This is a genomic window from Bacillus thuringiensis, assembly GCF_001595725.1.
Classification (GTDB): domain Bacteria; phylum Bacillota; class Bacilli; order Bacillales; family Bacillaceae_G; genus Bacillus_A; species Bacillus_A thuringiensis_K.
The window spans coordinates 378,949-403,184 of sequence record NZ_CP014283.1; the positions used below are offsets into that span (position 1 = coordinate 378,949).

Sequence of the window (24,236 nt, forward strand, 5' to 3'; positions counted from 1 at the left end):
AAAGTTAGCTTAAAAGAAATTATTTATCATTATGTTGATTGGGATTATACATTCCGTTTTGAACCATATAATATTCTATCACTTGGTCTAACCATCTTTCTTCTTCCTTTGTGTAAGGAGAGGCCATCATACATTGAAAATCTCCTATTTCCTCGTCCTCTAATTTTCCAAAAGCATGCATAGCCTCCTGACCAACATATTTAAGAGATGCCTGCAAATGTTTATTTGCTAACTCTTGTACTTCTGAATCATGAACTGGTTTTCCAACTAATCTCTTTACATCTCTTGATAAATCAATAAACTCTTTATCTAAGGACAAATTTTCCTCATCAGTTTTATTGTAAACCTTATCTGCAATTTCTTTAGAAGTGAAATGTTCAAGCCATGTACGTTGATTTTTTTCATTTTGAATGTTATTAATCAAACTAATTAATATTTCACTTGGAACATCCTTTTGACTATCTAACAAAGAAATCGTCTGATTAATTGCCTTCAGAACTTTATCTAAATGCTCTTTTTTCTTTTCAAATGCTTTTTGTTGTTGAATTAAAGTGTCCTGTAAGTTTAAGTTGAGACTTGTATTAGTTAGCATTAATCTTATTTCTTCTAGGTTATAACCTAAGAATTTTAGGGCCAAGATTTTTTGAAGTTTTACTATATGGTTCTCTCCATATAGTCGATGGCCAGAACTGAGGTCTTTTTGAGCTTTGAGAAGCCCTATTTCGTCGTAATAATGCAATGTCCTTATTGAAACACCAGTTTTCTTAGAAAATTTACCAATTGAGAAAATTAAATCATTACCCAACTTATATAACCTCCTTACAATCTATTATTAATTTAATCATAATATCTGACGTAACTGGAGGTTCAAGCGTTAATTTTACAATTTAAATTTTGTATAGTCTATACAGAGTTAGTCGACATAACGTCTCATTATCAGTAGCAATAGTAAAGGAGGAACCCTACTCTCATAAGGGAACCCCCTTTTTTGTGCTATGGGTCTATGCATTTTTCTATACATTACTATCCTGACAAGGTTTTAGGGTCCTCTTTTGTTCGTGAATTAGTAGAAAAACTGTATAATATCTTGCATACTCTTAGCGTGGTTATTTTCCAAAATACTGGTGATACCCCTCATTGTATTTAGAGTGAAAATTTTTAAATATAGCAGAAATGATAATGAAGTAGCTATCTCTAATTTGCTAACTAAAAATTTTCAATACAATTAATGTAGAAGCAATGGCGAAATAGGTTATTAAATATTCTACATTTTATAGACTTGCTAAACAGTATAAAGAAGTAAAAAAAAGGGAAACCTAACGAATAATTAAGGATGATTCAGAGGTACCAAATGGAGCATAAAACAGAAGTAACAATTGGGGATTATGTTCAATTTTTATATCGTAAAAATCCTAATTTAGAATTAACCGGATATGTAGTCAGTGTTCTACAGAATACAATTGTTGTAGATATTACAGAGATAATGGGATTTGAAGTAGATGATGTTAGGCAAGTAGTAAAACACGGATACTATAATAAAGTGAATCAAAGGCAAATAAAAAATAATGTTTCAAAAAAATGCTCCTAGATCAATCTAGGAGCATTTTTTTGATGAAGTTACTGGATTTCTTACGATGATAAATACCAGCCGTTAAAGAGTAACATATTCATTTAGAAAAAGCACTATCATGGATTCTTTTATATGCCAACCGACGTTCATCTCCACCTAAAATTGGTGTTTCACACCTTCACATTTTTGAGGAAGGAGTCTTCTGTCTGAAAATGATAAAAAAGTCCTTAACAATTTGTTAAGGACTGCGGAATAGAACCGCAATTTGGGCTGACACCCAATCAGTTTGTAGAAAATAAATTGCGATTATAATAGCAATTGCATTCCCAAAAGCAATATTTCAAATGGATTGTAGCATACCTGTAACTAGATTGGTATCAATAAAATATGTATTGGATTACAAATAGTGGTTTTGAATATTAGAAAGAGTTTAAAAGTTAATTACTTCTCATGAAGAAAATACCTTAAGAGAACTTGTAACGATAAATTTTTAGGGGAAGGGTGGATTTTTAATTATAAATTCACATAATTTTCAAACATTAAAACTCTGGATGTTAATATTTGTTATATAATGAAATCAAGCCGTAATCAATATGGTTTCCCCGTTATGAATAATGAGATAATTTATGTGTCCCGTGTATTCGCTTTAAAACAAAAAGAACTTGTAGTGATTTCTACAAGTTCTTTTTGTTTTTCTTATTGTATTAGAAAAAAGCCCTTTAAATATAGCAGAAATAATAATGAAGTGTTTATTTCTCGTTTGCTAACTAAAATTTTGTATTTTAACAGGTTTCATTCATCAAAATATTTTAGACTATAGAATGAATCATTAGAGAGATGAAAAATAAGGAAAAAGGGAAGAACCACCAATATTCTTTCCTTTTTCCTACAATTAGGGTCTCTATATTAATGAATATAGAAGATTATAAAATGTTGGATGCAACAGTTTACATTTAAAATTATAGCAACAGTAACAGGTATTTTTTATGCAATATTGCATAAAAAATATGATTTATAAAATATACATGTCTAATGAGGAACACAAAAACTCTATATAGGATGAATTTAATCCTTACAGTTTCTTTATAGTGAATTAAAAGCGGCAAAAACCAAAAGGTTAATTTTATCAATACGAATTTTTTCTTTTACATATTAAAATGGAAGTACCCTTTCAATGTATACTGACCCTTTCACAAATCGTGAAGGGATTTTTTTATTTAATAAATGAGTTTTACAAAATAAACAGAATGTTAAATTTATAAAGCCCATTGATCCCAGTATGTGTACATGAGATTAATGGGTTTTTATTATTATGTGATTAAAGATGTAGGAAGTATTTTGTGTGTCTATAAAGGTGTACCTTTATAGACAGTTTTGAATTTTATTAAGGAATAAAAAGAGCCTATACTTCAGTGAAGTATAGGGAGAGGGATAGAAATCAATCAGTTATTAATTTTGAATAGATACTTAAATCAATGAATTTTCCATTTGATTTTTCACTTTTTCTTAGCGTTCCTTCTAACGTGAATTTTAATTTTTTTAAAACACTTATGGAATTTAGATTCTCAGGTTCAACTTTTGCTTCAATGCGGTTTAGCTTTAAATTAGTAAATGCATAGTCTAATAAAGCGGAGATTGCTTCAGGTGCATATCCTTTGCCCCAGAATGCTTTTGAAATATCATAACCAATCTCAGTTTTAGAGTTTTCGAAATCTAAGAAATTATAACCACATGAACCAATGATTTGATTAGATTTTGCTTCGATAATAGTAAATCGGAGCGCTTTATTACTTTGAGCCAGCTCGTTTAGAAATCTAATCATGTCTTTTGCTTGATCCTCAGTAGTGAAATTAATAATATTCATGAATTCCGTAACATCTGGATCAGACCATATTTTAAATAAACTTAATGAATCGGATTCTTTTGTTTTTCTTAAATGTAATCTTTGTGTGTATAATTCTGTAATCAATACTTTTACCTCCATTATATTAGTGATGGGTAGATTAAAAATATTGATATCTGCGCATAATTCAGCCCTTTCTACTCTCAGTTATTATTTATTATACATGAGAGAAATAGAGAGAGGGAATTATGTGATTTTTTATATCTACTTTGTTTCTTAATTGTTTTTTCTATTTAATAGCACAAGTGATTTCATTAAAATGAAAGGAGAAAATCCTTAGCTTTACTTCAAGTATCAGTACGTGATTGATATTAGTAATAATAGAATAGTTAATTAAACTTTAGGGGAGGAACAATAATATGGCAAAAGTTCTAATGTTTAATTTTCCAGGAGAAGGACATATTAATCCGACAATTGCACTTGTCGAAGAACTAATAAAAAGAGGCGAGGAAGTTATTTACTATTGCGTAGAAAAGTATAGAAGTAAAATAGAGAATACAGGAGCTTTATTTCGACCATATGAAAATTTCATAGCACAAATAGACATGGTAAAAAGAATGAGTAGGCAAATGGATTCTCAAGAACTATTATTACACATGGTAAAATCCATGGATAAAATAATAGAGGTAATTTTAGAAGAAGTAAAAGAAGAAGAATACGATTATGTTATATATGATAATAATTTTGCTGTTGGCTGGATCATAGCAGAAGTACTACAATTACCTAAAATTTCTTCATGTACAACATTTGCCATTACTAAAAAGATAGCCTCTGCTCTTATGAAAAATCATGGAGAAGAAAATAAAAAATCCCCTTTATATCAGGAAGTCATTTGTATCTTTAAAAAATGGGAAGATATGTATGGAATTACTCTTAATGAAAAACAGAATGTGATGACATGCCCAGGGGATATTACAATTGTATATACATCAAAATTGTATCAACCAAATGTCGAAGAATTTGATGATTCTTATATATTTGTCGGGCCCTCTATTGCACAGCGTAAAGATGTAGATTCTTTTTCCTTAGAACAGGAAAAGGGAAATAAGCTTATTTTTATTTCTATGGGAACAGTATTTAACCAGCAACCCGACTTTTATTACACATGTTTTGAAGCATTTCGAGATAGCTCGGTTACTGTCATATTAGCTATAGGGGAACAAAATGATATTAGTCAATTAGATAATATTCCTTCTAATTTTAAGCTATATAATTATGTTCCTCAATTAGATATTCTACAACATACTGATTTATTTATTACACATGGGGGAATGAATAGTTCCAGTGAAAGCTTATATTTTAGTGTTCCTATGCTAGTTATTCCAGTTATGGGAGATCAACCTATAGTTGCTCAAAGAATAGAAGAATTAGAAGCCGGAGTCCAGTTAGATCGTAATTTGCTTACTCCGGAAATATTACGTAATACAGCAATTCATGTGTTATCAAATAATATTTATACAAAAAATAGCCATAGAATTGGAAAATCTTTAAAAAATGCTGGAGGATATAACAAGGCAGTCGATGAAATTGAAACCTTTAAATTTAAAATGTGTATTGAGTAAAGCAAAACTACTGTGACTTTAAAAATGAATTATGAAAATGAGTTATATGGAGGGAATTAAAATGAAGATTTTAGAACAAAACTATCAAGAAACTAACTATCTACAATCTTATGAGAAAAGTCTAAAATTATGGCCAACTAGTTTTTCATCTTACTTTGTAGAAACATCTCAAGGGAAGACTCATATTATTGAAAGTGGTAATAAATTAGCACAACCTCTCGTATTACTTCATGGAGCAAAAATGAGTTCGACAATGTGGTATTCAAATATTTAAAAATGGAGTAAACATTTTAGAATAATGTGTATTGATATTTTAGGAGATAAAAATAAAAGCCTTCCAAAAAAAGGATTTACAGATCGCTTAAGTTATGCACTATGGTTAAAAGAAGTATTACATACATTAGAAATTAATAGCACGAACATTGTAGGATTGTCATATGGTGCTTTGCATACTGTTAACTTCTTGACATTTTTTCCAGAGAAGGTAAATAAGGCTGTAATAATGAGTCCTGCAGCAACGTATATTCCTTTTCATCCTTTGTTTTTTTCCTATGCTTTAGGAATGATGAATAGTAGGGAAGGGGTCGAGAAATTTTCAGGGTGGATTTTTGAGAATCGATACACTGTTCATCCTTATATTCAAGAACAATTGATAGCAGGAATGATGTGGAATAATTCAGTGAAAAATGAAACTCTAACAGAACAGGGATTTCCATATATTTTTACGAACCAAGAGTTAGCCGAAATTCAAACGCCTATGCTGCTAATGTTAGGGGAGAATGAAGTAATGTATAACCCAATAGAAGCTTTCAAATGTGCCGAAAATTCATCACCCAATCTAACTGTAGAATTGGTGAAAGATGTAGGGCATTTGATGTCCATGGAGAATCCTCAATATATAAATGATCGTATTTTAGAATTTTTTAATAAATAGGGCATCTCTAAACTCAAAGTATGTCTCGCAAAGGAAACTGTTATGACAATGCCGTTATTGAAAATTTTTTTGTATCATGAAATCAGAATTTCTGTATCGAAAAGAATTTGAAAGTATAACACATTTCAAACAAGAATTAGCTAAGTACATAGACTACTATAATCATAAAAGAATTAAGGCAGCCTCTAGGTTATGAGCCCGGTACAATACCGGGCTCATAACCTAGAGGCTGCCTTATGAAACTGCCTGTCTAACTTTCGGGGGGCACTTCAATGTATGGTGACCCCCATAATACAAATAGAAATCAAGAAAATGCCAAAAAATTTGGCATTTTCTTGATTTCTATTTATCTTTTCACAAAACATTTACCATATTCAACAAAATCACAATCTACATAAAAATAATTATTTCCAGACCAAATTTGAACTCGTTGCTTTGCGCTATCAAAAACATAATTATCATATCCTGGATATGCATCTCTAACCCATACATATTCAGTTGCTGCGCTGACAGGTAATGCGGATGTAACTAAAGCAGTTGCTAAAGCAATCCCTCCTATAGCTTTCTTGATTTTAGATTTCATCATAATTTATATCCCCCTTTATTTTTTACTATTAAACTTTCAATGTTTAATAGACTACTATCAATATAACACTCCTCTGATAATTGTAAATATTTAGGTGGTTTATAAAAAATATGCAGAATATTACAAATTTTATATATGATTACTAGGAGGTAGTGCCCCTTAATATATAGAGGAGGGCGTTTATGAAATCTACGGGAGCCTATCTATATTAGGGAACTACTATTGATTAAAGGAACAAAGCATATAAAAAGACACAAAGGACTAGAAGAAAAACGTGGGAAAGCAAAAGGTCTCGGTTTAGGTAGACCAAGAACGAAACCTGAAGATTCAGAGGCTAAGATTAAGCGATTAGAAGCGGAGAATGAGATGTTAGAAACAGGATATACAGTTACTCTATTATGTGCCATTGCTGGTGTAAACCGAAGTGGCTATTACAAATGGATAAAGCGACACGCAGTGCCTTCTAAAAGAAAATTAGCGGACACTGCATTCAAGAAAAAAATATTGGAGTGTCATACAAAACTAAGAGGGATTTATGAATATAGAAGAATACAAGTGTGGCTGAAAGCCACATATAATTTTCATTTGAATCATAAGCGTATCCAAAGATTAATGAGTGAATTAGGTATCAAAGCTATAATTAGGAAAAAACGACCTTATTACGGAAAAAAAGAGGCGTATTTGATTCCAGATAACCATCTAAATAGAGACTTTCAAGCTTCAAGACCAAATGAGAAATGGGTAACAGATATTACCTACTTAATTTTCAATGGACAGCGCTTGTACTTATCTGCCATTAAGGATTTATATAATAATGAGATTGTTGCTTATGAAATCAGTCGTAGAAATGACTTAAAGCTTGTTTTAGATACCCTTAAAAAGGCAAAGAAAAAACGACATGTGAAGGGAATCCTCTTGCATAGTGATCCAGGATTCCAGTACACATCTCGTCAATATAACCAATTACTTAAAAAAATATCAGATGAAGGCAAGTATGTCTCAAAGGGGCAACTGTTGGGATAATGCTTGCATGGAAAACTTCTTCAGTCACTTTAAGGCAGAGTGTTTTTATTTAACCTCATTCCGTAAAGCGAATGAGGTTAAACTTGCCGTACGCAAATATATACATTTTTATAATCATCAAAGATTTCAAAAGAAATTAAATAACCTGTGTCCATATAAATATAGAACTCAGGTTGCTTAGTTGCGCTTTTTAAATACTGTCTACTTGTCAGAGGGCACTCCAATTAAGCTATCTCTTTTTTTCCTTTAATCTACGTTTCCTTGTTTATGTTAGTTTGAAATAAAGTTTGATTAAAACTCATTTCGAAGTCTTTAATTGCAAATGACAGAGTATAGCAACTTTTTTATAAATGTTGTAACCTTTATAGATTCAATAGGATATAGTACAATCTCTTTTTTTTTTCATGAATAAATTATATAGAATTATATATTCTAATCTAGAAAGGGTGATTACAATAGGAAACTATTATGATAGAAAATACAAATATTATAAAAGCTCATCTTGTGGTGAAGGCTATGATAAGTACTATGAAGGTTCATCTTGCCATAGCCATAATAAAGAATCTATCGAATTCCAATATGATGAAAGATTAATTACTACTCCCATACTCGTTCCTCCTGCTCCAGCGGCACCACTTGCAATTTTAACAGTAAATTTTGATAAAATAAATACAGGCGACCGTGTATGGCTGAGTGGTATCGTCAGTCTAAATAACAATAACAATGTATTTTCAACAGTTACATTAACCATTACAAGAACATCTCCATTATCAGGAACACCTCAGGTCATTTATACACAAGTATTTGAAATTGATAATGAAGGTGATGATGATCAAATTCAAACTCCTTTTTCACATGTAGATGTTCCAACAACGCTACTTTTTGATGTTAGATACCAAGTTCGAGTAACTGTAGGAAATCCTAATTTATTTGTACAAGGAGTAAATACTCTAACAGTCCTTAGATTTAGTCGATAATAATGAAATATAGTAAAGCTATGTCGAAGAATATTCAACATAGCTTCTTTTTTATAATCAAACATTGTTTTATATGGATACAATTGTTGCACTTACCCTAGTTGTGGCGAAAGCGTCCGTTTTTATCATTCCTCTTGCATCATTAGCATTTGTAGAGATGGCGATAAAAGGCTCATGTATTTTATATTTTATTTTTGGACTAGAATATAAGAAATTAATAAGGTACAGCAAGCAAATTTATTAGAAATGGAAAATAAACATTACTCTTATAGGAGGTGGAGTAGCGCTATGGCAGGAATGGAGATAGTGTAAACCGCAAATGAGGTATATGGTTGGTTAGGAGTAAGTGGCAGTACCCTTAGAAAATACTCGGATGTTCTTGAAAAAGAAGGGTATGAGGTAAAAAAGAATAGTTGAGTGAGATGAGAATATACAGAGTTTGATGTGGATTCCGGAAGATTTCAATTGCTCATTTTGCACAAAACGCTTTTAGATAATATCTATATCATAATAAATTATGAAAATTTAAATATAGGTAAATAGAGAGGAATGGTGCACTTATTACTCATTAATCAGCGCTAAAACCGAAATATAATTTACTATTTTTTCAATGAATTTATATTTGTAAAAAATATAATCTTTAAATCAATCTTAAACTAGAAAAGTTTAACTTTTGAATTGGCATTGTAACTCTTATAGGCTGAAAATATAGAACTAAGATAATTGAAATTGATTTAATAAATAACATATATCCAATTCCATATGCAGCTTATGGTGACCTTTTAGCTGGTATTATCGTTTCCTTTTTCGTTTTAAAGTCAGCAAAGGGGCTAAGAAGATAGTAAAGAAGTGGAAGAGGTCTAAATTTGTAGTTGTAAATAAAGAGGTTGGATAAGAAATCCCTGTTTTTTGTGATGCTTTTAATAGTCAGAGTAGGCGAATCGATTTATATTAACTAAATCCTAACTTCTACGATTAATTTCCTTATTTTGTTAAATATCCAAAGGGTGAAGTGACTCAAGGTCAAACTAAATGTATGATTATGTTAAATTTTATAAGGGATATTATAAAGAGCTGTGTTTAAATTAACGCACAGCTTAAGATCCATCTGTTCAGATCGTAGTTAAAATCCACTTACTCATTTTTCAACCCGGAATCTGTTACTTTAAAAATTTTAATGGGAAAGCCAATAAAATATCTGAAAAAACAAAGAATAAAACCTATTATACAAGTTTATATATCAATAAAAAAACGAATATATTGCCATTGAACAGTTTTAAAAATCTAAAGTGATTTCAAAAGGAGATTAGATAATATGAGCGAACAATGTCCAATCCATGTACCTTGTCAGGCAGTAGGACAAACTCAAACACCATTCAGTGATGCACCTGCAACACCAATTACTACTCCAGGAACACCGATTGTAAAAATCCCAGTTGTATTAGCTGAAAGAACAATTCAAATTGTTGTAGAATCCGATGTTCCATTAGATCCTCCAGCAGTTGAAATTAAACGTGTGTTAAAGAACCATAAGTTAGCCAAAGCAATTAGTGAAGTATTTTGGTTACAATTTCGATACATGTTAGAATACAAAGCAAAATGGTATGGCAAACAAGTCATTGTCGTATCGAAATCATTTGCTTCCAGCCAATTATGTTCCTGTTGTGGATATCAAAACAAAGACGTTAAAAATCTAAACCTACGTAAATGGGACTGTCCTTCTTGTCGTGCACACCATGATAGGGATATTAACGCAAGTATCAATCTAAAGAATGAAGCGATAAGGCTTCTAACCGCAAGGACTGCGGGGTTAGCCTAATCAATTAGAGTTCGTTAGAACACTTTACTTAGGAATCCCCCCTTCTTCTAAACGAAGTGAAAGTGGGTGTAGTTCAATCTCAGAATATAGACAAATTAATCAAGTAGAAAAGCCTGTTTTATAATTGTATTCCCAAAAAAAGGATAAAAAACTCCTTTTATTAATATTGCGTTATGTTAACTCTCTAAAAAAAATAATCATAGAAGTTTTTTTGAATTTAATATAGGTTAGTAAACAAGCATGTTTCCTATTAAAACATAGAATAATATAACTCTTGTTTGATAGGAGGTATAAAAATGAATTGGAATAATGATTGCTGTAAGCATAGACATCATAACCAGTGTTGTGAGCATAAGCATCGTAATCATCGTTGTGAGCATAAACATCATAACCAGTGTTGTGAGCATAAGCATCATAATCATCGCTGTGAGCAAAAACATCGTAATCATCGTTGTGAACATAAACACCATAATCATTTTTGTAAATGTTTTATTTGCTGTCATCGTAACCATTGGTAAAAAGGTTCATGATTTTTAGTTTTAAAAAAGTGCAATATCTATTGCACTTTTTTAAATAAATATACAGGTAATGTATACCTTTTCTTATTTCCTTCAAGTTGAATATCATGTAATGCTTTTGTAAAGATTTGTTGTGTAACCCTAAAAATATAATCCTTTAAATTGGTAGCATATATTTTTCATTATATTTAGATACAAAACTATTAAGTGGTTTTATAAATTTTTTGAGTTACTCTATCTACTTACTCGCTCTTTTGAAGAACAGCAGATAATATTGGGATTTACAAACCATGTATGAGTTGTAACAATACGACTATCTTCGGTATTTGTTCTAGTTTCTGCAACTGCTAATAATCCCTTTTTATTAAACCGTTCATTAACTCTGAAACTTTTCCCCTAGTTCTATTTAACTTTCTATCAAGGTAAATAGGTGTTGTACTATCAGAGTTAAATTCATCTTTTTTACTTATTCTTTCAAATAAAATAATTAGTTTAAATTCTACATAAGGTATTGAATTCATTTGAAAATGCTTTTTCAGTAGATAACAAGTTATGTTAGAAAGAACAGTAATTGCAAAGTTAGACTTTGTAATGAGCTAATTTCATATTCAAGATAAGAGAATATGAATTACTAAGTACTCATTTTTATAGAAACTTTGACTGCATCTTTCTCTATAAAATTGAAAGCAAAGGGTGATTTGTATACTTGAAATTTCTTTGGATTTTCAAAGTTAGCTTCACGTGTAAAAACATTGCCGAGTATTTTTTCTTCGATGATGCTAAATTGATGCTCCTCTTTAATGTCTTTTGATTCTATAAGACCTTGAAAGGGAACATCACCTTGGATCCTATAGTTTGGAATTACCTTGTTATAAGCTAAAGCTGTATAAGTAATAGTCTTACGGATAAATCCCGAAATAGTGACTACTTCTGAACACACCTTTTCAATCGTAGTAAATATTTGTCTATCAACTTTGATGGTTCCTTTTTTTGCAGGAGGAACTAACTGGATTTTATGCTCTATAAATTGCCTAAAGTATAATGTTTTTGATTTGGGGGATTTTGGTGTTTTTTTCATTTTTGGAGTTTTAGAAAAGCATAAAGATATTCTAGTTACTTCAGGAAGGCCTGATAAATTAATATGTGGGAAATAAGGCGTACTTGTTATAATGAAATTTTTTTTGTAATGTAAATTCATTTACGTTTCCGCACCTTTCCAATGGAATATAGTTTAAAATATGTCCTCTTCATCATATATGCTTCTTTTTGGTAAGGAATTTTCCAAAATGAGCATATGTCATATATCAATAGGATTTTTGAGGAATAGGAGTGGCACCATATCACTATCAAGCTAAGCTTATACAAAATCAATTTTAAGCGAGATTATTTCTTTTTTCTAAAGGGAAAATGTAGATGAATGAAAGATTTGCATACGAAAGAAACCCTAACGGGTTTCACTTTTTTGAATTAAGTGACTTGATTTTCAGACATGGTACAATTATAAACGACAATTAATATATCAAAGATCTTTTTTTCTCATATCGATGAGATTTCCGCCCATTTTGCTGCAGGAGATTAAACAGACGGAGTAACATCTTTGATAGCTCTTGGTTGTTTTTTGTAAAGTTTGGAATAAAAGAAGAAAATAGTCTTTAATCATATATATGGCTGTATACTCACTAAGCTCTTGTTTTTTCTTTGTGAGAAGCAATTGGTGCATTTGAAACATAATAGAGGAACAGAATAGAATGGCAATCAATTGACCATATAAATGGCACTTCAATCATTGTGGTTTTATCTTTTTACAATGATGAATTTGAAAGAATGATTTCCACGTTTTAAATAAACTTTCGATTTGCAAACGCCAAGAATACCAGTCATGTACCCGTCCCATCGGGACAATATCTGTAGGGGGAGTGTCATATATACATCAATACCACTAAGTCGTTTACTACGAGGAGAATACTTCATTCCGCTCTTTTTTCTCTTATAGCTCGTTCTTTAGAAACACCTTGTGCCATGATTTGAGTTAAAGTTTCTGCATCGATACATAGCGTACTTACTTTATGCATAAACTGTTTTTGTAGTTTTTCATAGTGAGGCTATTGTGAGATTAAGAATTTCGAAGCACTAACTTTTTTAATTCATTTAATGAAACTACAATTGGATTTACAACTGCATTCATGGTTTTGTTGTAATCCAATGTTTTATTACTGTACCATATATCTTCCGATTCAACTGAAAGGCATGCATCAGCCTGGTGAGTAATAACAAATTCTATAGTTTTATTTGTGATAGCTGATTCAATCGGGTAATGTTGTCTGTAACCTAATGTGTTATCTACTACCAAAGCTCAATTGTAGTAAATCGCAGTTGCAATGTCTTGAAGTTCGTGAGGAAGAAAAACTTTAACTGATCGTGGCGCCCTTATTGTAGCAAAAATAACCATTATTCCTTTCTTCAGACACTCCAGTATAGCCTTTCTATTTCTTTCAGACACTTTCTTTTATGAATTTAAAAAAGTACCATCTAAGTCTAAAACGATTGCTTTAATCTTGGATTCTAATTCCACATGTATATCCCCTTATTTACCGTATAAACTCCTCCTTTTTATGTTCTATATCAAGTTATAAATCCCTGTATATTTCATACATGTGAGGTTAACATAACGTCTCATTATCAGTAGTGGAAAAAAGCTCACTTCTTATCTTTTTTCAAATAAGAAGCTAACTTTGTCGTTTTGGCGGTCTCCTACTTGAAAATAGTGATTTTTAGTTAAATTGTAATAACCTTAATATTGTGCAATAAAACAATTAGTAAATGGAACTAACTGCTTTATTACACATAACAAGCCCACGCTTACAGCAATGATTTGTAACCTTCAGTTACATACATAGTATAAATCACATTAGAAATAGTATGCAAAATGAAAACGGGTTTAAAAAGTATTTTATTTTTTGTACTTCTATATACAAATTATGTTTATCATTAAATGACCTTTTTATTTGTTATATAGAAAGAATGCAACTAATAAAAATATTAGATATTTAGCAAATTTGGATTAGCGATATGATAATGCTTGTTTCCCTAATGCTTCCCAGGATTGAATGAAGATATCTTGGCTCACTTTATGTCCTTTTTTCACAGTTAATGGGTCATTTATATAAATGTATTTGTCCTCCAAACCTACAATAACAACAGCGTGTAGATCCAAAGGAGCTGTAATTTTTTTGTCATCATGTTTCCAAGACTCCCATCTATCTGGAAGGCGATAATCTCCTGTAGTCCATACTACCACAGGTTTACCGAGCTTAATTTGAGCTAACACAGTATTAAAAGTTTTTCCTGTTAAGTTTACTGTACGATTTGGAAGATAACGTTCCATTAATTCTTGTAACGGTTGAACGTGGACAGCGTATCCCTTATTTTTCCCAGTTATATCTCCAACAAAGCCTTCTTTAGGATCTCCCCATTGAATGATGTCTCCACTTTTATTTGTAGACAGTGGGGTAGAATCTTTTTTTATCTCGTTAGCTAAATCCATTTTATTAACCTTAATGCCTGCATGCTGTAATACCATCGCTAAGCTTGTAACTTCGCATCCATATTTTAATTCTGGCTTTTGCGATATAAGCGGCACATCTAAAATGTTTTTTTTAGTGGATGAAGTGGGGGATGGTTGTAAGGGTTTACTTTTTGGAAATGAATGTGTTGTATTTTGAGTCAATTTGTTATCTTTTTGTTTAACTTGTAATTCATTCTTTTTAAGAGAGGGTGTTTTTTCTGAACATCCCGCTAAAATTAAAGATAAGGCATACAAAATTAGAAATCTTTTCATATCAATCACCTTTTTAAGATTACTTAATACCATAATATTCTACTATTCGATATTTTTAGAGGTGTAGAACGTTTAATAACCTTCATTTCGAGCAACTAAGTAAATTAACTATGTGTAGTAAAAAGACAGCCCACGCGTACTGAGTAATAATTTGGAACTTGAAGTTACAGTTATAGTATAAGCGAGTTGAGGAGAGCTATGCAGGAATAAAAAGTATTAAAAGCTTTATTCCAAAAGTGACTAGTGAAACATGTATATATCTGTCTTAAATGTTTAGAATGTTTCGTAGATCAAAATGAACTTTTTTAACATTTTATCTTTTGTGAAGAGGGAAATGAATATTGAATCCTTTAACAAAATAGAAAGGGAGTATATTTCTTTCTTTTTATACAAATTATTAAGGGGGAAATACTTATGAAATCAGTAGCTTTTACTAAGAGATTATAAATTGTTGAGGTGATTCAATACATGCCAAAGTTAGATGTAGAGGGGTGTAACCTTTACTACATAGCAAAGGGAGAAGGGACGCCTATCATTTTTATCCACCCACCTACACTTACCTGTGAAAATTTTGAATATCAACTAGAAGAATTATCTAGAAATTTCAAAGTAATCGCTTTTGATGTTAGAGGACATGGCAACAGTCAGAGTTCAAGTCAGCCAATTACGTATTCACTAATTGCTAAAGATATGAAGAGTTTACTGGATTATCTGGAAATAAAAAAGTCTTTTGTATGTGGGTATTCAACAGGAAGCTCAGTTGCCTTGGAATTTTTATTAACATATTCCGAAAATAGTTTAGGTGGGATTCTAATAGGTGGAATGTCAGAAGTGCGTCAAGGCTATTTAAAAAATAAGATTTCTCTTGGTGTTCAATTGGCGAAGGCAAGAGCAATTTCATTTTTAGCATTTGCCATTTCTTGGGGTAATTCCAATACAAATAAATTATTCAAAAAAATGTTTCGAGAAGCTCGGAAAGGTAATGCCAAAAATATCGAACAATATTATCGCTACAGTTTGCAATATAATTGTACCAATCAACTTAAAGACATTCATCTACCTATGTTGTTGGTTTATGGTGAAAATGACAAAACTTTTTATAGTCATGCAAACTTACTACATGAAGAATTGCCATGTAATGAATTAAGATTTATTACTGGTGCAAAACATCAAATACCAACAAAAGCGGCTACAGAGTTAAATCAAATGATTGAGCAGTTTGTTTGTACTCAGTCTAAGGTGCCTAAAGAAGTTCTTAAATCATAAAGTATTATCTTAAATCCTAAAGGTGATTTGAAATTTATATTTTCAAAAAGGATAACGGTATGAGTTAAAGGAAGATACATAACAATTAACAAGTGGAGATGTTGAAAATTTAATTCGGATCACCATATCAAAAAAAGAAAATTTTACGTATTAAAACAGATTAGCCGATTTCCTGTAAAACAAGAAACCGGCTATTTGCTTTTTTATAAGGTTGTTGTCTGTTAGTAGTAACAGTTACTAGTTTGGATTACTTTGTTTCTTTTGTGTATTAGGCTTAATTTCATCAGCAAACTCTATATTTGCCAAGTTTACTTTGGATGGAATAAATGTTCTTGTTTTATTTTGAAAACCTTGGAACGTATGTTTTGTAGGTCTCATCATACTTGAATTACGTGTTGCTAATAATCCCAAAATTGTTCCTAATCCTAGTAAAGAAGCCCAAATCCATCCTTTATTATTCTTCTTTTTATTTCCGAATAACTCAAACATTTGTTGAGTTATTTTTTTAGAATTGAAAAATGAAATCAAGAAGTTAAGAATATTCATTTTTGTCCCCCCTGTAAAAAAATCGTAAAAGAAACACTAGGTTCAATTTCACATAATTTATAATGCGATATTTTATAGAAATTTATGATGCCAACTTATACTAACAATTCTTGATTTTTAAACCGGAACCTCCTAATATTACCTAAGTGTTTTTTACTAAAATGCGCAAAATAGTTTTATAAAAAATCAAAAAGGAAATGAAAAGTTATGTATTATTAGATTGGAACTTTATGACTTCTTTTTTAATAATCGGTTATGTAATGTCGAAAAGGTGAGTAACGCAAGAATCGAACCTACTAAGACAAGTGACATATCCCATTGTGCATCCCATATATCGCCTTGCGTACCTAAAAAGTCTTTTGCTGCTTTTCCTCCCTTTGCTATTCTAAAAGCTAACCATTCGATGATTTCGTATAATGCAGCAATAGCAAGTGAAACACTTATACTAATCGTAACTAACCAAGAACCTTCGGTTAGTTGAGTTTTCCGTAATAATATTTCTCTTATCGCAATTGTAAAAAAAACTTTTATCAAATGTCCAAATCGATCGTAGTGATTTCGATTTAAATCAAAAGCATCTTTTATCCAATTAAAAAGTGGAACCTTTGAGTATGTGTAATGACCACCGATGAACATTATAATAGCTAGTATTGCAATAATGATATAAGAGAGAGTGGTAAAGCGAAACTTATTGTATATTGCAATTATAAAGATTAGACCGAGAACGGCGGGAATAGCTTCCGCTGCCCATGTCGAGTATCTGGCAGGCTTAATAACGGACCATATAAAAACTGTTGTAACAATTAATAATAAAAATAGATGAATCATTTTACTTTTGTCTCTTATCACCTTTTTCACTCCTATTGAAAGGCTTTCTACTTAAAGTATTTGAAAAATCGTAGTTTCGTATACAGAGTACTTAGAACTGTTTGCCTTAGTTCACACTTAAGAATAGCTTTTTTAATGAGGAAAGTGATCTTGCCTAGTAGATATTCACAGCATGATTCCCGTACCTAAACTTAACTATTATTTTTCAGTAAGAAATAACATTTACAGCCTTCGTAAACTGCTCTAAAAGGTGTAGCTCTATATCAATGTCAAGTTAAGAATGCCAAGGGAATATAGGGAAGTATGCTTTCTACAAATTTTTGTGTCTAAACTAAAAATGTACATAACCAGTAGGAGGAGCATTATCACGTTAACATGTTCGATTTGCAACTATATATTATTTATCTATTTATATCGAGCAGAATAATAAGAAAGGACATGCGCATTACATATTTCTCTTTCGTGAGGGCATTATATTTATATAAACATTTCAAAAACAAGGGGGAGCATTTGCATGAATTACAAAATGTTTAAGGCTATCAATCGTCTAGCTGGGCGTAATTCAACCATAGATACATTTATGATATTTATTTCACAAAAGACTCGATTCCTGTACATTTTTTTGTTAGCCTTAATGTGGTTTAGAAACAAATCTTACAAAAAAATTATTTTATTTGCAGGGGTATCAGTAGGATTTTCATTATGTATAAACCGTTTTATCCAGTTCTTTTATTTTAAACCTCGTCCGTTTGTTATACACCGTGTGCGTTTACTTATTCCATCAAAGAATAATTCTTCATTTCCTAGTAAACATACAGCCATAGCATTTGCCTTAGCAACCTCCGTCTTACTTCGTGAACGTTTATTTGGCTCAATCATGTGGCTTTTAGCAATTTTGACAGGGTTCTCACGTATCTGGTTAGGGCATCATTATCCATTTGATATCATAGGAAGTGCCTTCATAGGAATCTTAACCAGTATAGTTATTGGCAGTACTTCATATTTATTTAATTCTTTTGTTACCTGGATTATAAATGTATATAGAAAAATATTTTTTGTAGATTTGAAACATTCCTGACGATATCTTTGATAAATCGCAGTACATAATCTTTCACATTTTTTTACTAAAGTAACTTTTTCTTGAGATATGTTTTGGAATAAACTACAGACATTTAGTTAATCCCTTAATTATTAAATTTGATATAAAGGAAAAAATGTCGGGAATGATATAGCATATTCTTTTTTAGGCGGATGATAATAACATAAATATTTATTTGAAAGGAGCAATAATCACTTGAAGAAAAGAAAATATCTACTTGCTATCATGTCTACTATTTTATCTGTAGGTTTCTTGTGCGGTTGCAATGGCGTTGATGAGAATGAGCCAGATCCAACTGAAGAACCTTCTGAAGAAATTCAAGAAAAGAATAATCAATAACAGGTTAATATAAAGATTATTATTGGCTTACAGCGGATTCTTAAATATAGGAGAACGATATAGAGTAACCCAATAGAATAAAACAAGAAAAAATACCTCTTATACCTTATTTTATTAGATATGGTACAAGAGGTGTTTTCTGTTTATGGGTACATTTCAGAAATTTATAAAGTTACTTTTTATTTCCTAACAAAAGTCATTGTACTCATGCTACTCACCTTTTCGGAGTACTCATGCTAAGCATCTTGATTTTAAAACTAGCTCCCTGTTTACTTATTATTGAGTAATAAGAATACTTAAGTAGTTTGTAGTAAATATTATAACTGTTACAAATCAAAAGGAGGTCATTATAATGAACAAACAAAGAGCACAAGAGATTGCCGCTTCACCAGTCATGGCTAATGTAACGTATAATGGAGTTCCAATTTATATTCAAAATGTGGCTGAAAATAATGAAACAGCTAGAATATATCCTCTTAATGAACCTAATAATGAACAAGAAATTCCTTTATCCAACTTAATAGAACATTAATTAGTTACATGTTACTTCAATAAATAATTAATCAAACATACAAGCACCACTTACAATGGTGTTTGTATGTTTGATTAGTCTTATTTTCTATTTTCTGCTAGCTAATCAGATTACTAAGGATAAAAAATATTTTTGATTGGGGTCAAACACCTCTTTAATAAAGCAAAAAATACCAAAATTATGATGGGATTTACTAAATAAATGACTTGTTTAAATTAGTGATAACAATGTACCTCCAACGGAACCAGTAAAAATGTAAAAACAGGCATTGCTGATTTAAAGGCTAGAGTTTCCGTATTAGAACGTGAAGAACCTCAATATAAAGGGGTTTAAATAGACTGGAGGAAATTACTATGTCTCACCTACCCGAATGGACGCTTGTCATTCTCCGCTCTCTATTCATATTAATTGTTTTATTTACTATCACAAAATGTTTAGGAAAAAGGCAAATCTCTCAACTTTCCTTTTTCGAGTACATAGCTGGAATGACAATTGGTGGTATCGCCGCTCAAGTATCTACAGGGCTAGACCAAAAAATTTTCCATGGCGTCTTTGCCATACTTATTTTCGCTTCGGTACCTTTTTTCGTAGGAATTCTTTCCTTAAAAAACAAAGCCGCGAGAGATTTCTTTGAAGGTAAGTCTATAGTTTTAATAAAGGATGGCAAAATACTTGAGGATAATTTAAAGAAAGAAAAGTATACCAGTGATGAATTACTTGAACTTCTCAGAAGAAACGGAGCTTTTAGTATATCCGAAGTAGAATTTGCCGTCTTAGAACCAAGCGGAGAATTAAATGTATTATTAAAGAAAGAATCTCAACCACTAACAGCAAAAGATATTGGCTTGAAAGTACCAAATAAAAAGGAACCACAAACTATTATTATGGACGGAAATGTACTAGATGAACCTCTTTCAGCTAGTGGACATAACCGCGCTTGGTTACATTCAGAACTAGAAAAACTCGGTGTTGTCATTGAAAATGTCTTTCTCGGTCAAGTTGATTCATACGGACAACTTACTATCGACATTTATAATGATAAACTCCAAATGCATTCTCCTCAAAACAAACCTTTATTATTAGTATCTTTAAAAAAATGCCATGCTGATCTTGAACTATTTTCTTTAGAAACGAAATCAAAAACGGCAAGTGAAATGTATAGTAAAAATGCACAACAAATTGAAGCTATTTTAAACAAGGTAACTTACCTTCTAAAGGAATAAAAAAGGACGTTCTCACAAGCGTCCTTTTCTCAGAGTGTCGGAAAACCCTTTAGGATTTTCCAACATTCTGACATCTTTGTAGATTTTAGCAAATGAAAACAATAAATAATGATAGAAATTAGAAAAATAGCCTTTCACCTGCCGCTTTTTGGACTGGTGATTTTTGAATGATAGTCTTACATAAATTATGGGAGGGAATTAAAAATTTATTATTTATATAAATAGATGTTAAACGGTAAAAAAGAACCTAAATTCTTGACAGATAGAAAATAAGTTCTTTCTTTGTTAGTGGAGTTTTATTTAGTAGTGTGTTGGAGCACTATATAATATATGTATTTATAAGTAAGGGGTGTTTAATTTCCAAAATATATATCTTTAGAAAATAGAAAAAAGGTCAGTTGAAAACTGACCTTTTTTCTATTTTTTAAAGATAGCTAACGAACAGGTAATTTGGGATTTGGAGTATAGTAAGATGTTAATCATCTCATTGTTAATGTATGCAGGTAATACAAAATGGCTTGTACAATTGTTAAAATTAGTGAATTTTTTTTGGAAATTAGTAAATTGGATGTTTGATAGAGGAAGTAAGTCTAATCAATTAATTTATTTCTTTCATATTATATAATGCAAATAAATTTTTTAGGGAAAAGGGGGTATGTTAAATGTCTTTTGAACGTAGATGTGAATGTGATGTATGTAATAGAAATCGAAGAAGAAGACGTGAGGAAGTAAGAGAACAGAGAAATCTTGAAGGGCGAAGAAGATTAAATGGTTTACGAGAAGGTGACAGAATTACAGTTTTTTCAGGCGGAACTGCGATTGATGGAACAGGCGTCTTTATTCGTGTAGAGGATGGATTTCTTGTTTGGGTAGATGCTGCTGGAACTCTTAATGTGACAAGCCTAGATGTTATTAGTGTCCGACGTGTAAGTTAATAGCATTTTAAATAATGTAAATGTGTTGAATGCAATAGAAATTGAAGAAATAGGGACCATGAGGAGGTGGGCGAAGTGGGTAATAGAAGACTAGATGGTTTACGAGAAGGCGACAGAATTACAGTTTTTTCAGGCGGAGGTCCGATCGATGGAACAGGCGTCTTTATTCGTGTAGAGGATGGGTTTCTTATTTGGGTAGATGCTGCTGCGACTCTTAATGTGACAAGCCTAGATGTTATTAGTGTTCGGCGCGTAGTTTAATAGCATTTTAAATAATGTAAATGTGTTGAATGTAATAGAAACCGAAGAAATAGGGGCCATGAGGAGGTGAGCGAAGTGGGTAATAGAAGATTAGATGGTTTACGAGAAGGCGACAGAATTACAGTTTTTTCAGGCGGAACTGCGATTGATGGAACAGGCGTCTTTATTCGTGTAGAGGATGGATTTCTTATTTGGGTAGATGCTGCTGGGACTCTTAATGTGACAAGCTTAGATGTTATTAGTGTTCGACGCGTAGGTTAATAACACTTTAAATAAATATAAATAAAAGATAAGAGGGGAGGGCTCTTATCTTATTTTGTTTTTAGGAATTATTATGTTATATAGATTATATTAGGTATTTAAATACTTAAAAAGGGATTTATATAAAATAAATCCCTTTTTAAGATGATAAGAGAGGTAGGATATATTATATTTGTAAATTTTTAATTAGGTTTGTACATTTTTAATAATTTATTTGTTTTATGTAAAAGGTGCCAAGAAATACTTTGTAGTTTTATTTCTTGGCGTGGGTATTTATTTGGGTCATTTGGATGCCGACCTTACCATAGTATATGTCCGATATATGGAATGGTTTGTTATTTACGTTCAGTTCAGTAAATTTAGGAAAGAAAAAACACCTATTTTTGTAATAGGTGTTTTTTCTGCAAATTGGCTTATAAAATTAAAGGAAAGGTATTTCTATTCATTCATTTTTAATAATCATCTCTATGATCATGCTCATCATGTTCTTTACAATGCTTACGCTTGCAACAGAAACGATTACAATCAGGTGAATTTATAGAGATTACATTAATTTTATTAATTGCAATACGTGCCAATCCTGGGAAACAATCAAAGTCAGATAAAATGATTACGTTGTTTCCTTGAAAACCTTGGAATGTTGCACTTGTAGGTGGTTGGCAATCATATTGAAGAACAATACAAGTACCAGGAGTTAATGTTCTTAAGAATTGTAATAACTCTGGATTATTATTCACCTGTCTATTGTTTTCGTCTTTTCGGTGATGATCTCTATGATGATCTCTCCGATCATCACATCTATTGAAATCACAACCTCCATCAAACCCAAAACCCATCAAAATTACCCCCTTTCGTTCGTTAGTACATCTTATGCTCGTCTAGAAAGGATGGTGTGAGCATATGAGTCTAGTTAGGTGTGGATTTTTTATTTAAATATAAAACGTGTTTAATAGGGATCTTTTTTATGAATTATTTTTAAAACACCGTATTATAATAATTTGTTAATAAAAAGTTTTTACCAGCCTGTCTATTTCAATTATTACTTTTAAACATACTCTATTTTGACAACTAATAATAAGTTAATTGAATTGTATTGTTAGGTGTCAAAATTAGAAGTAAAGGTAAGTGATAGAGAATGGATAATAATGAAATTCTAACTCTGTTGCAAGCATTTCAATTGGTTGGGGCGAGAGTTGTATTATTTTTACCATCATTTCACGTAGAAGGCCTTATTACATAGATTGGAGAAAATTTTGTTATCCTTTGTCGTGATAATGGGGAAGGCTTTGAAGTAGAAAGTAATGCAAATGGTGGGGGTCTTGAAAATCCAAACCAAATTAGTGTTGCAATTAGTAGCATTTTAGTGGTAAGTGATGATCGAGGAGCATAATAAATTGAAAATTTTTTTACTATATAATACATACTTATTATAGGAGGGGGATAGATGTATCAGTTTTGTTTTAATTCTGATAATGGTAAACGAGAATTTAGATTATTTGATATAAATCCAATTCCTCTTATCACTCCATTTAAATCAAAAGGGTGTTTTGATACTTTATATAGGGGCATCTAACATTTGTGGATGCTCTTTTCATTTGCATTCAAAGAGTTGTTAAAAATACTATATTGAAAGGGCTATTCTACAGACTCCTTTTAGAGGAGCATGCATTAAATAAAGTTGGCTTGTACATATTTTGTTTGGAAGTGTATTATAATTTTGAATTGAACAGTCCGTGTCAGTTTTATTGATCCTCATTACAGAACTTTGCTGAAACAATCTTCACTTAATCCCCTAATGTTTCTAATCAATTAAGCTATCCCTGGAGTTAAAAGAGGGATAGCTTCGTTTTTAAGATTTAGTCCTACGCTAACATATCTATCGTTATGTGTACTACAAGAAGGGTAATTACACTCACGAAGATTAAGATTTTTAACGTCTTTATTTTGGTAAATGTAATTCGAACATAGCTGACTAAAAATAAACGTTTTTGATATAACTACATCTTTGCTTCCCATACCATTTTCTTTTTTTATTGAGTAAGCTCGTCAGTGAAAAAATGATACGTTAATCTTTTCCTTGCTTTTTATAAGTATGATTCCATATAGCAAGAAAACGATTAAATACAAAACAACTTCAAACAATGGTTCTCGCAATTAAGGCTTCTTATTCTTACTTCTAGTAAAAATGAAAAAACGTAGACTTATGCCTACCGGCA

General features: G+C 31.2%; 25 protein-coding genes and 8 pseudogenes. 21 read left to right on the forward strand and 12 right to left on the reverse strand.

All coding sequences use genetic code 11. The annotated features are described in order from the left end of the window. Window positions 1-19 precede the first annotated feature (19 nt). The gene (locus AXW78_RS27815) at window positions 20-805 is read right to left on the reverse strand and encodes a MerR family transcriptional regulator (protein ID WP_000526051.1); all 786 of its coding nucleotides are present in this window, start codon (window positions 803-805) and stop codon (window positions 20-22) included. A gap of 546 nt (window positions 806-1,351) precedes the next feature. On the opposite strand from AXW78_RS27815, the gene AXW78_RS27820 reads away from it, so the two are divergent. Further along, window positions 1,352-1,588, forward strand: coding sequence for a DUF2187 family protein (locus AXW78_RS27820; protein WP_000400417.1), 237 nt, complete (start codon window positions 1,352-1,354; stop codon window positions 1,586-1,588). Window positions 1,589-3,008: 1,420 nt separating this feature from the next. On the opposite strand, the gene AXW78_RS27825 is transcribed toward AXW78_RS27820, so the two are convergent. Continuing rightward, the gene (locus AXW78_RS27825; RefSeq protein ID WP_000627285.1) at window positions 3,009-3,539 is read right to left on the reverse strand and encodes a GNAT family N-acetyltransferase; all 531 of its coding nucleotides are present in this window, start codon (window positions 3,537-3,539) and stop codon (window positions 3,009-3,011) included. A gap of 293 nt (window positions 3,540-3,832) precedes the next feature. Between AXW78_RS27825 and AXW78_RS27830 the strand changes: the two genes are divergently transcribed. From AXW78_RS27830 to AXW78_RS34055, 4 genes and pseudogenes are all read left to right on the forward strand, one after another. Continuing rightward, on the forward strand, window positions 3,833-5,035 hold the full coding sequence (locus AXW78_RS27830; protein ID WP_001151403.1) for a macrolide family glycosyltransferase: 1,203 nt from the start codon (window positions 3,833-3,835) through the stop codon (window positions 5,033-5,035). Window positions 5,036-5,096: 61 nt separating this feature from the next. Continuing rightward, a complete protein-coding gene (locus AXW78_RS27835) occupies window positions 5,097-5,309 on the forward strand; it encodes a hypothetical protein (RefSeq protein ID WP_000697152.1) in 213 nt (70 codons plus the stop codon). A gap of 24 nt (window positions 5,310-5,333) precedes the next feature. After that, complete coding sequence (locus AXW78_RS27840; protein WP_000334835.1) at window positions 5,334-5,969, forward strand: alpha/beta fold hydrolase; 636 nt, start codon at window positions 5,334-5,336, stop codon at window positions 5,967-5,969. A gap of 11 nt (window positions 5,970-5,980) precedes the next feature. Next, window positions 5,981-6,209: pseudogene (locus tag AXW78_RS34055) on the forward strand (transposase); the annotation flags it as partial. A gap of 106 nt (window positions 6,210-6,315) precedes the next feature. Here the strand turns inward: AXW78_RS34055 and AXW78_RS27845 are convergent. Then, a complete protein-coding gene (locus AXW78_RS27845; protein ID WP_000978065.1) occupies window positions 6,316-6,555 on the reverse strand; it encodes a hypothetical protein in 240 nt (79 codons plus the stop codon). 222 nt (window positions 6,556-6,777) lie between these two features. On the opposite strand from AXW78_RS27845, the gene AXW78_RS34060 reads away from it, so the two are divergent. The 6 genes and pseudogenes from AXW78_RS34060 to AXW78_RS34070 form a co-directional block, all read left to right on the forward strand. Next, on the forward strand, window positions 6,778-7,578 hold the full coding sequence (locus AXW78_RS34060; RefSeq protein ID WP_003303920.1) for an IS3 family transposase: 801 nt from the start codon (window positions 6,778-6,780) through the stop codon (window positions 7,576-7,578). A gap of 7 nt (window positions 7,579-7,585) precedes the next feature. Continuing rightward, a complete protein-coding gene (locus tag AXW78_RS35805; RefSeq protein ID WP_374221661.1) occupies window positions 7,586-7,759 on the forward strand; it encodes an IS3 family transposase in 174 nt (57 codons plus the stop codon). 265 nt (window positions 7,760-8,024) lie between these two features. Continuing rightward, window positions 8,025-8,555, forward strand: a complete 531-nt coding sequence (locus tag AXW78_RS27855; protein WP_003303918.1) for a hypothetical protein — start codon at window positions 8,025-8,027, stop codon at window positions 8,553-8,555. A 288-nt stretch (window positions 8,556-8,843) separates the two neighbouring features. Next, window positions 8,844-8,969: pseudogene (locus AXW78_RS35810) on the forward strand (DUF3967 domain-containing protein); the annotation flags it as partial. Window positions 8,970-9,277: 308 nt separating this feature from the next. Further along, window positions 9,278-9,379: pseudogene (locus AXW78_RS34585) on the forward strand (cation-efflux pump); the annotation flags it as partial. A gap of 692 nt (window positions 9,380-10,071) precedes the next feature. Further along, window positions 10,072-10,374: pseudogene (locus AXW78_RS34070) on the forward strand (RNA-guided endonuclease TnpB family protein); the annotation flags it as partial. 227 nt (window positions 10,375-10,601) lie between these two features. Here the strand turns inward: AXW78_RS34070 and AXW78_RS27865 are convergent. The 5 genes and pseudogenes from AXW78_RS27865 to AXW78_RS27880 all read right to left on the reverse strand — a co-directional run bounded on the left by AXW78_RS27865 (window position 10,602) and on the right by AXW78_RS27880 (window position 14,730). After that, window positions 10,602-10,886: a hypothetical protein gene (locus tag AXW78_RS27865; protein ID WP_000258377.1), complete on the reverse strand. Its 285-nt coding sequence runs from the start codon at window positions 10,884-10,886 to the stop codon at window positions 10,602-10,604. Window positions 10,887-11,523: 637 nt separating this feature from the next. Continuing rightward, window positions 11,524-12,090: a hypothetical protein gene (locus AXW78_RS27870; RefSeq protein ID WP_001048815.1), complete on the reverse strand. Its 567-nt coding sequence runs from the start codon at window positions 12,088-12,090 to the stop codon at window positions 11,524-11,526. A gap of 269 nt (window positions 12,091-12,359) precedes the next feature. Continuing rightward, window positions 12,360-12,881 (reverse strand): annotated as a pseudogene (locus AXW78_RS34590) (transposase); the annotation flags it as partial. 364 nt (window positions 12,882-13,245) lie between these two features. Then, entirely contained in the window at window positions 13,246-13,341 is a 96-nt protein-coding gene (locus tag AXW78_RS35020; protein WP_231122460.1) for a hypothetical protein, read from the reverse strand. Window positions 13,342-13,953: 612 nt separating this feature from the next. Then, window positions 13,954-14,730 carry a C39 family peptidase gene (locus tag AXW78_RS27880; RefSeq protein WP_000819586.1) on the reverse strand — a complete coding sequence of 259 codons (777 nt, stop codon included), beginning with the start codon at window positions 14,728-14,730 and terminating at the stop codon, window positions 13,954-13,956. A gap of 468 nt (window positions 14,731-15,198) precedes the next feature. Here AXW78_RS27880 and AXW78_RS27885 point away from each other — a divergent pair, with 468 nt between their 5' ends. Beyond that, window positions 15,199-15,996, forward strand: a complete 798-nt coding sequence (locus AXW78_RS27885; RefSeq protein ID WP_001125135.1) for an alpha/beta fold hydrolase — start codon at window positions 15,199-15,201, stop codon at window positions 15,994-15,996. A 237-nt stretch (window positions 15,997-16,233) separates the two neighbouring features. Here the strand turns inward: AXW78_RS27885 and AXW78_RS27890 are convergent, their stop codons facing one another. Both AXW78_RS27890 and AXW78_RS27895 read right to left on the reverse strand, forming a co-directional pair. After that, on the reverse strand, window positions 16,234-16,542 hold the full coding sequence (locus tag AXW78_RS27890; RefSeq protein ID WP_001023779.1) for a hypothetical protein: 309 nt from the start codon (window positions 16,540-16,542) through the stop codon (window positions 16,234-16,236). Between the two features lie 228 nt (window positions 16,543-16,770). Beyond that, window positions 16,771-17,391 (reverse strand): DUF2238 domain-containing protein, encoded by a 621-nt coding sequence (locus tag AXW78_RS27895; protein WP_000617408.1) that lies wholly within the window; start codon window positions 17,389-17,391, stop codon window positions 16,771-16,773. Between the two features lie 493 nt (window positions 17,392-17,884). On the opposite strand from AXW78_RS27895, the gene AXW78_RS27900 reads away from it, so the two are divergent. From AXW78_RS27900 to AXW78_RS27925, 7 genes and pseudogenes are all read left to right on the forward strand, one after another. Continuing rightward, complete coding sequence (locus tag AXW78_RS27900; RefSeq protein ID WP_001107035.1) at window positions 17,885-18,448, forward strand: undecaprenyl-diphosphatase; 564 nt, start codon at window positions 17,885-17,887, stop codon at window positions 18,446-18,448. Between the two features lie 216 nt (window positions 18,449-18,664). After that, on the forward strand, window positions 18,665-18,808 hold the full coding sequence (locus AXW78_RS34595) for a hypothetical protein (RefSeq protein WP_000746491.1): 144 nt from the start codon (window positions 18,665-18,667) through the stop codon (window positions 18,806-18,808). Between the two features lie 352 nt (window positions 18,809-19,160). Beyond that, complete coding sequence (locus AXW78_RS27905; RefSeq protein WP_001041681.1) at window positions 19,161-19,340, forward strand: small acid-soluble spore protein H; 180 nt, start codon at window positions 19,161-19,163, stop codon at window positions 19,338-19,340. 353 nt (window positions 19,341-19,693) lie between these two features. Beyond that, entirely contained in the window at window positions 19,694-20,563 is an 870-nt protein-coding gene (locus tag AXW78_RS27910; RefSeq protein ID WP_061884955.1) for a DUF421 domain-containing protein, read from the forward strand. A 662-nt stretch (window positions 20,564-21,225) separates the two neighbouring features. Beyond that, window positions 21,226-21,498, forward strand: a complete 273-nt coding sequence (locus tag AXW78_RS27915; protein WP_000007381.1) for a hypothetical protein — start codon at window positions 21,226-21,228, stop codon at window positions 21,496-21,498. Window positions 21,499-21,513: 15 nt separating this feature from the next. Beyond that, window positions 21,514-21,759: pseudogene (locus tag AXW78_RS27920) on the forward strand (hypothetical protein); the annotation flags it as partial. Between the two features lie 66 nt (window positions 21,760-21,825). Next, window positions 21,826-22,020: a hypothetical protein gene (locus AXW78_RS27925; RefSeq protein ID WP_374221663.1), complete on the forward strand. Its 195-nt coding sequence runs from the start codon at window positions 21,826-21,828 to the stop codon at window positions 22,018-22,020. 452 nt (window positions 22,021-22,472) lie between these two features. Here AXW78_RS27925 and AXW78_RS27930 read toward each other — a convergent pair whose 3' ends face one another. Next, a complete protein-coding gene (locus AXW78_RS27930; protein ID WP_061884956.1) occupies window positions 22,473-22,856 on the reverse strand; it encodes a hypothetical protein in 384 nt (127 codons plus the stop codon). A 299-nt stretch (window positions 22,857-23,155) separates the two neighbouring features. Between AXW78_RS27930 and AXW78_RS33350 the strand changes: the two are divergent. Further along, window positions 23,156-23,410: pseudogene (locus tag AXW78_RS33350) on the forward strand (hypothetical protein). Between the two features lie 54 nt (window positions 23,411-23,464). Beyond that, on the forward strand, window positions 23,465-23,593 hold the full coding sequence (locus AXW78_RS35340; protein WP_000284194.1) for a hypothetical protein: 129 nt from the start codon (window positions 23,465-23,467) through the stop codon (window positions 23,591-23,593). Between the two features lie 236 nt (window positions 23,594-23,829). Here AXW78_RS35340 and AXW78_RS35025 read toward each other — a convergent pair. Further along, window positions 23,830-24,064: pseudogene (locus AXW78_RS35025) on the reverse strand (IS200/IS605 family element RNA-guided endonuclease TnpB); the annotation flags it as partial. Between the last annotated feature and the right edge of the window lie 172 nt (window positions 24,065-24,236).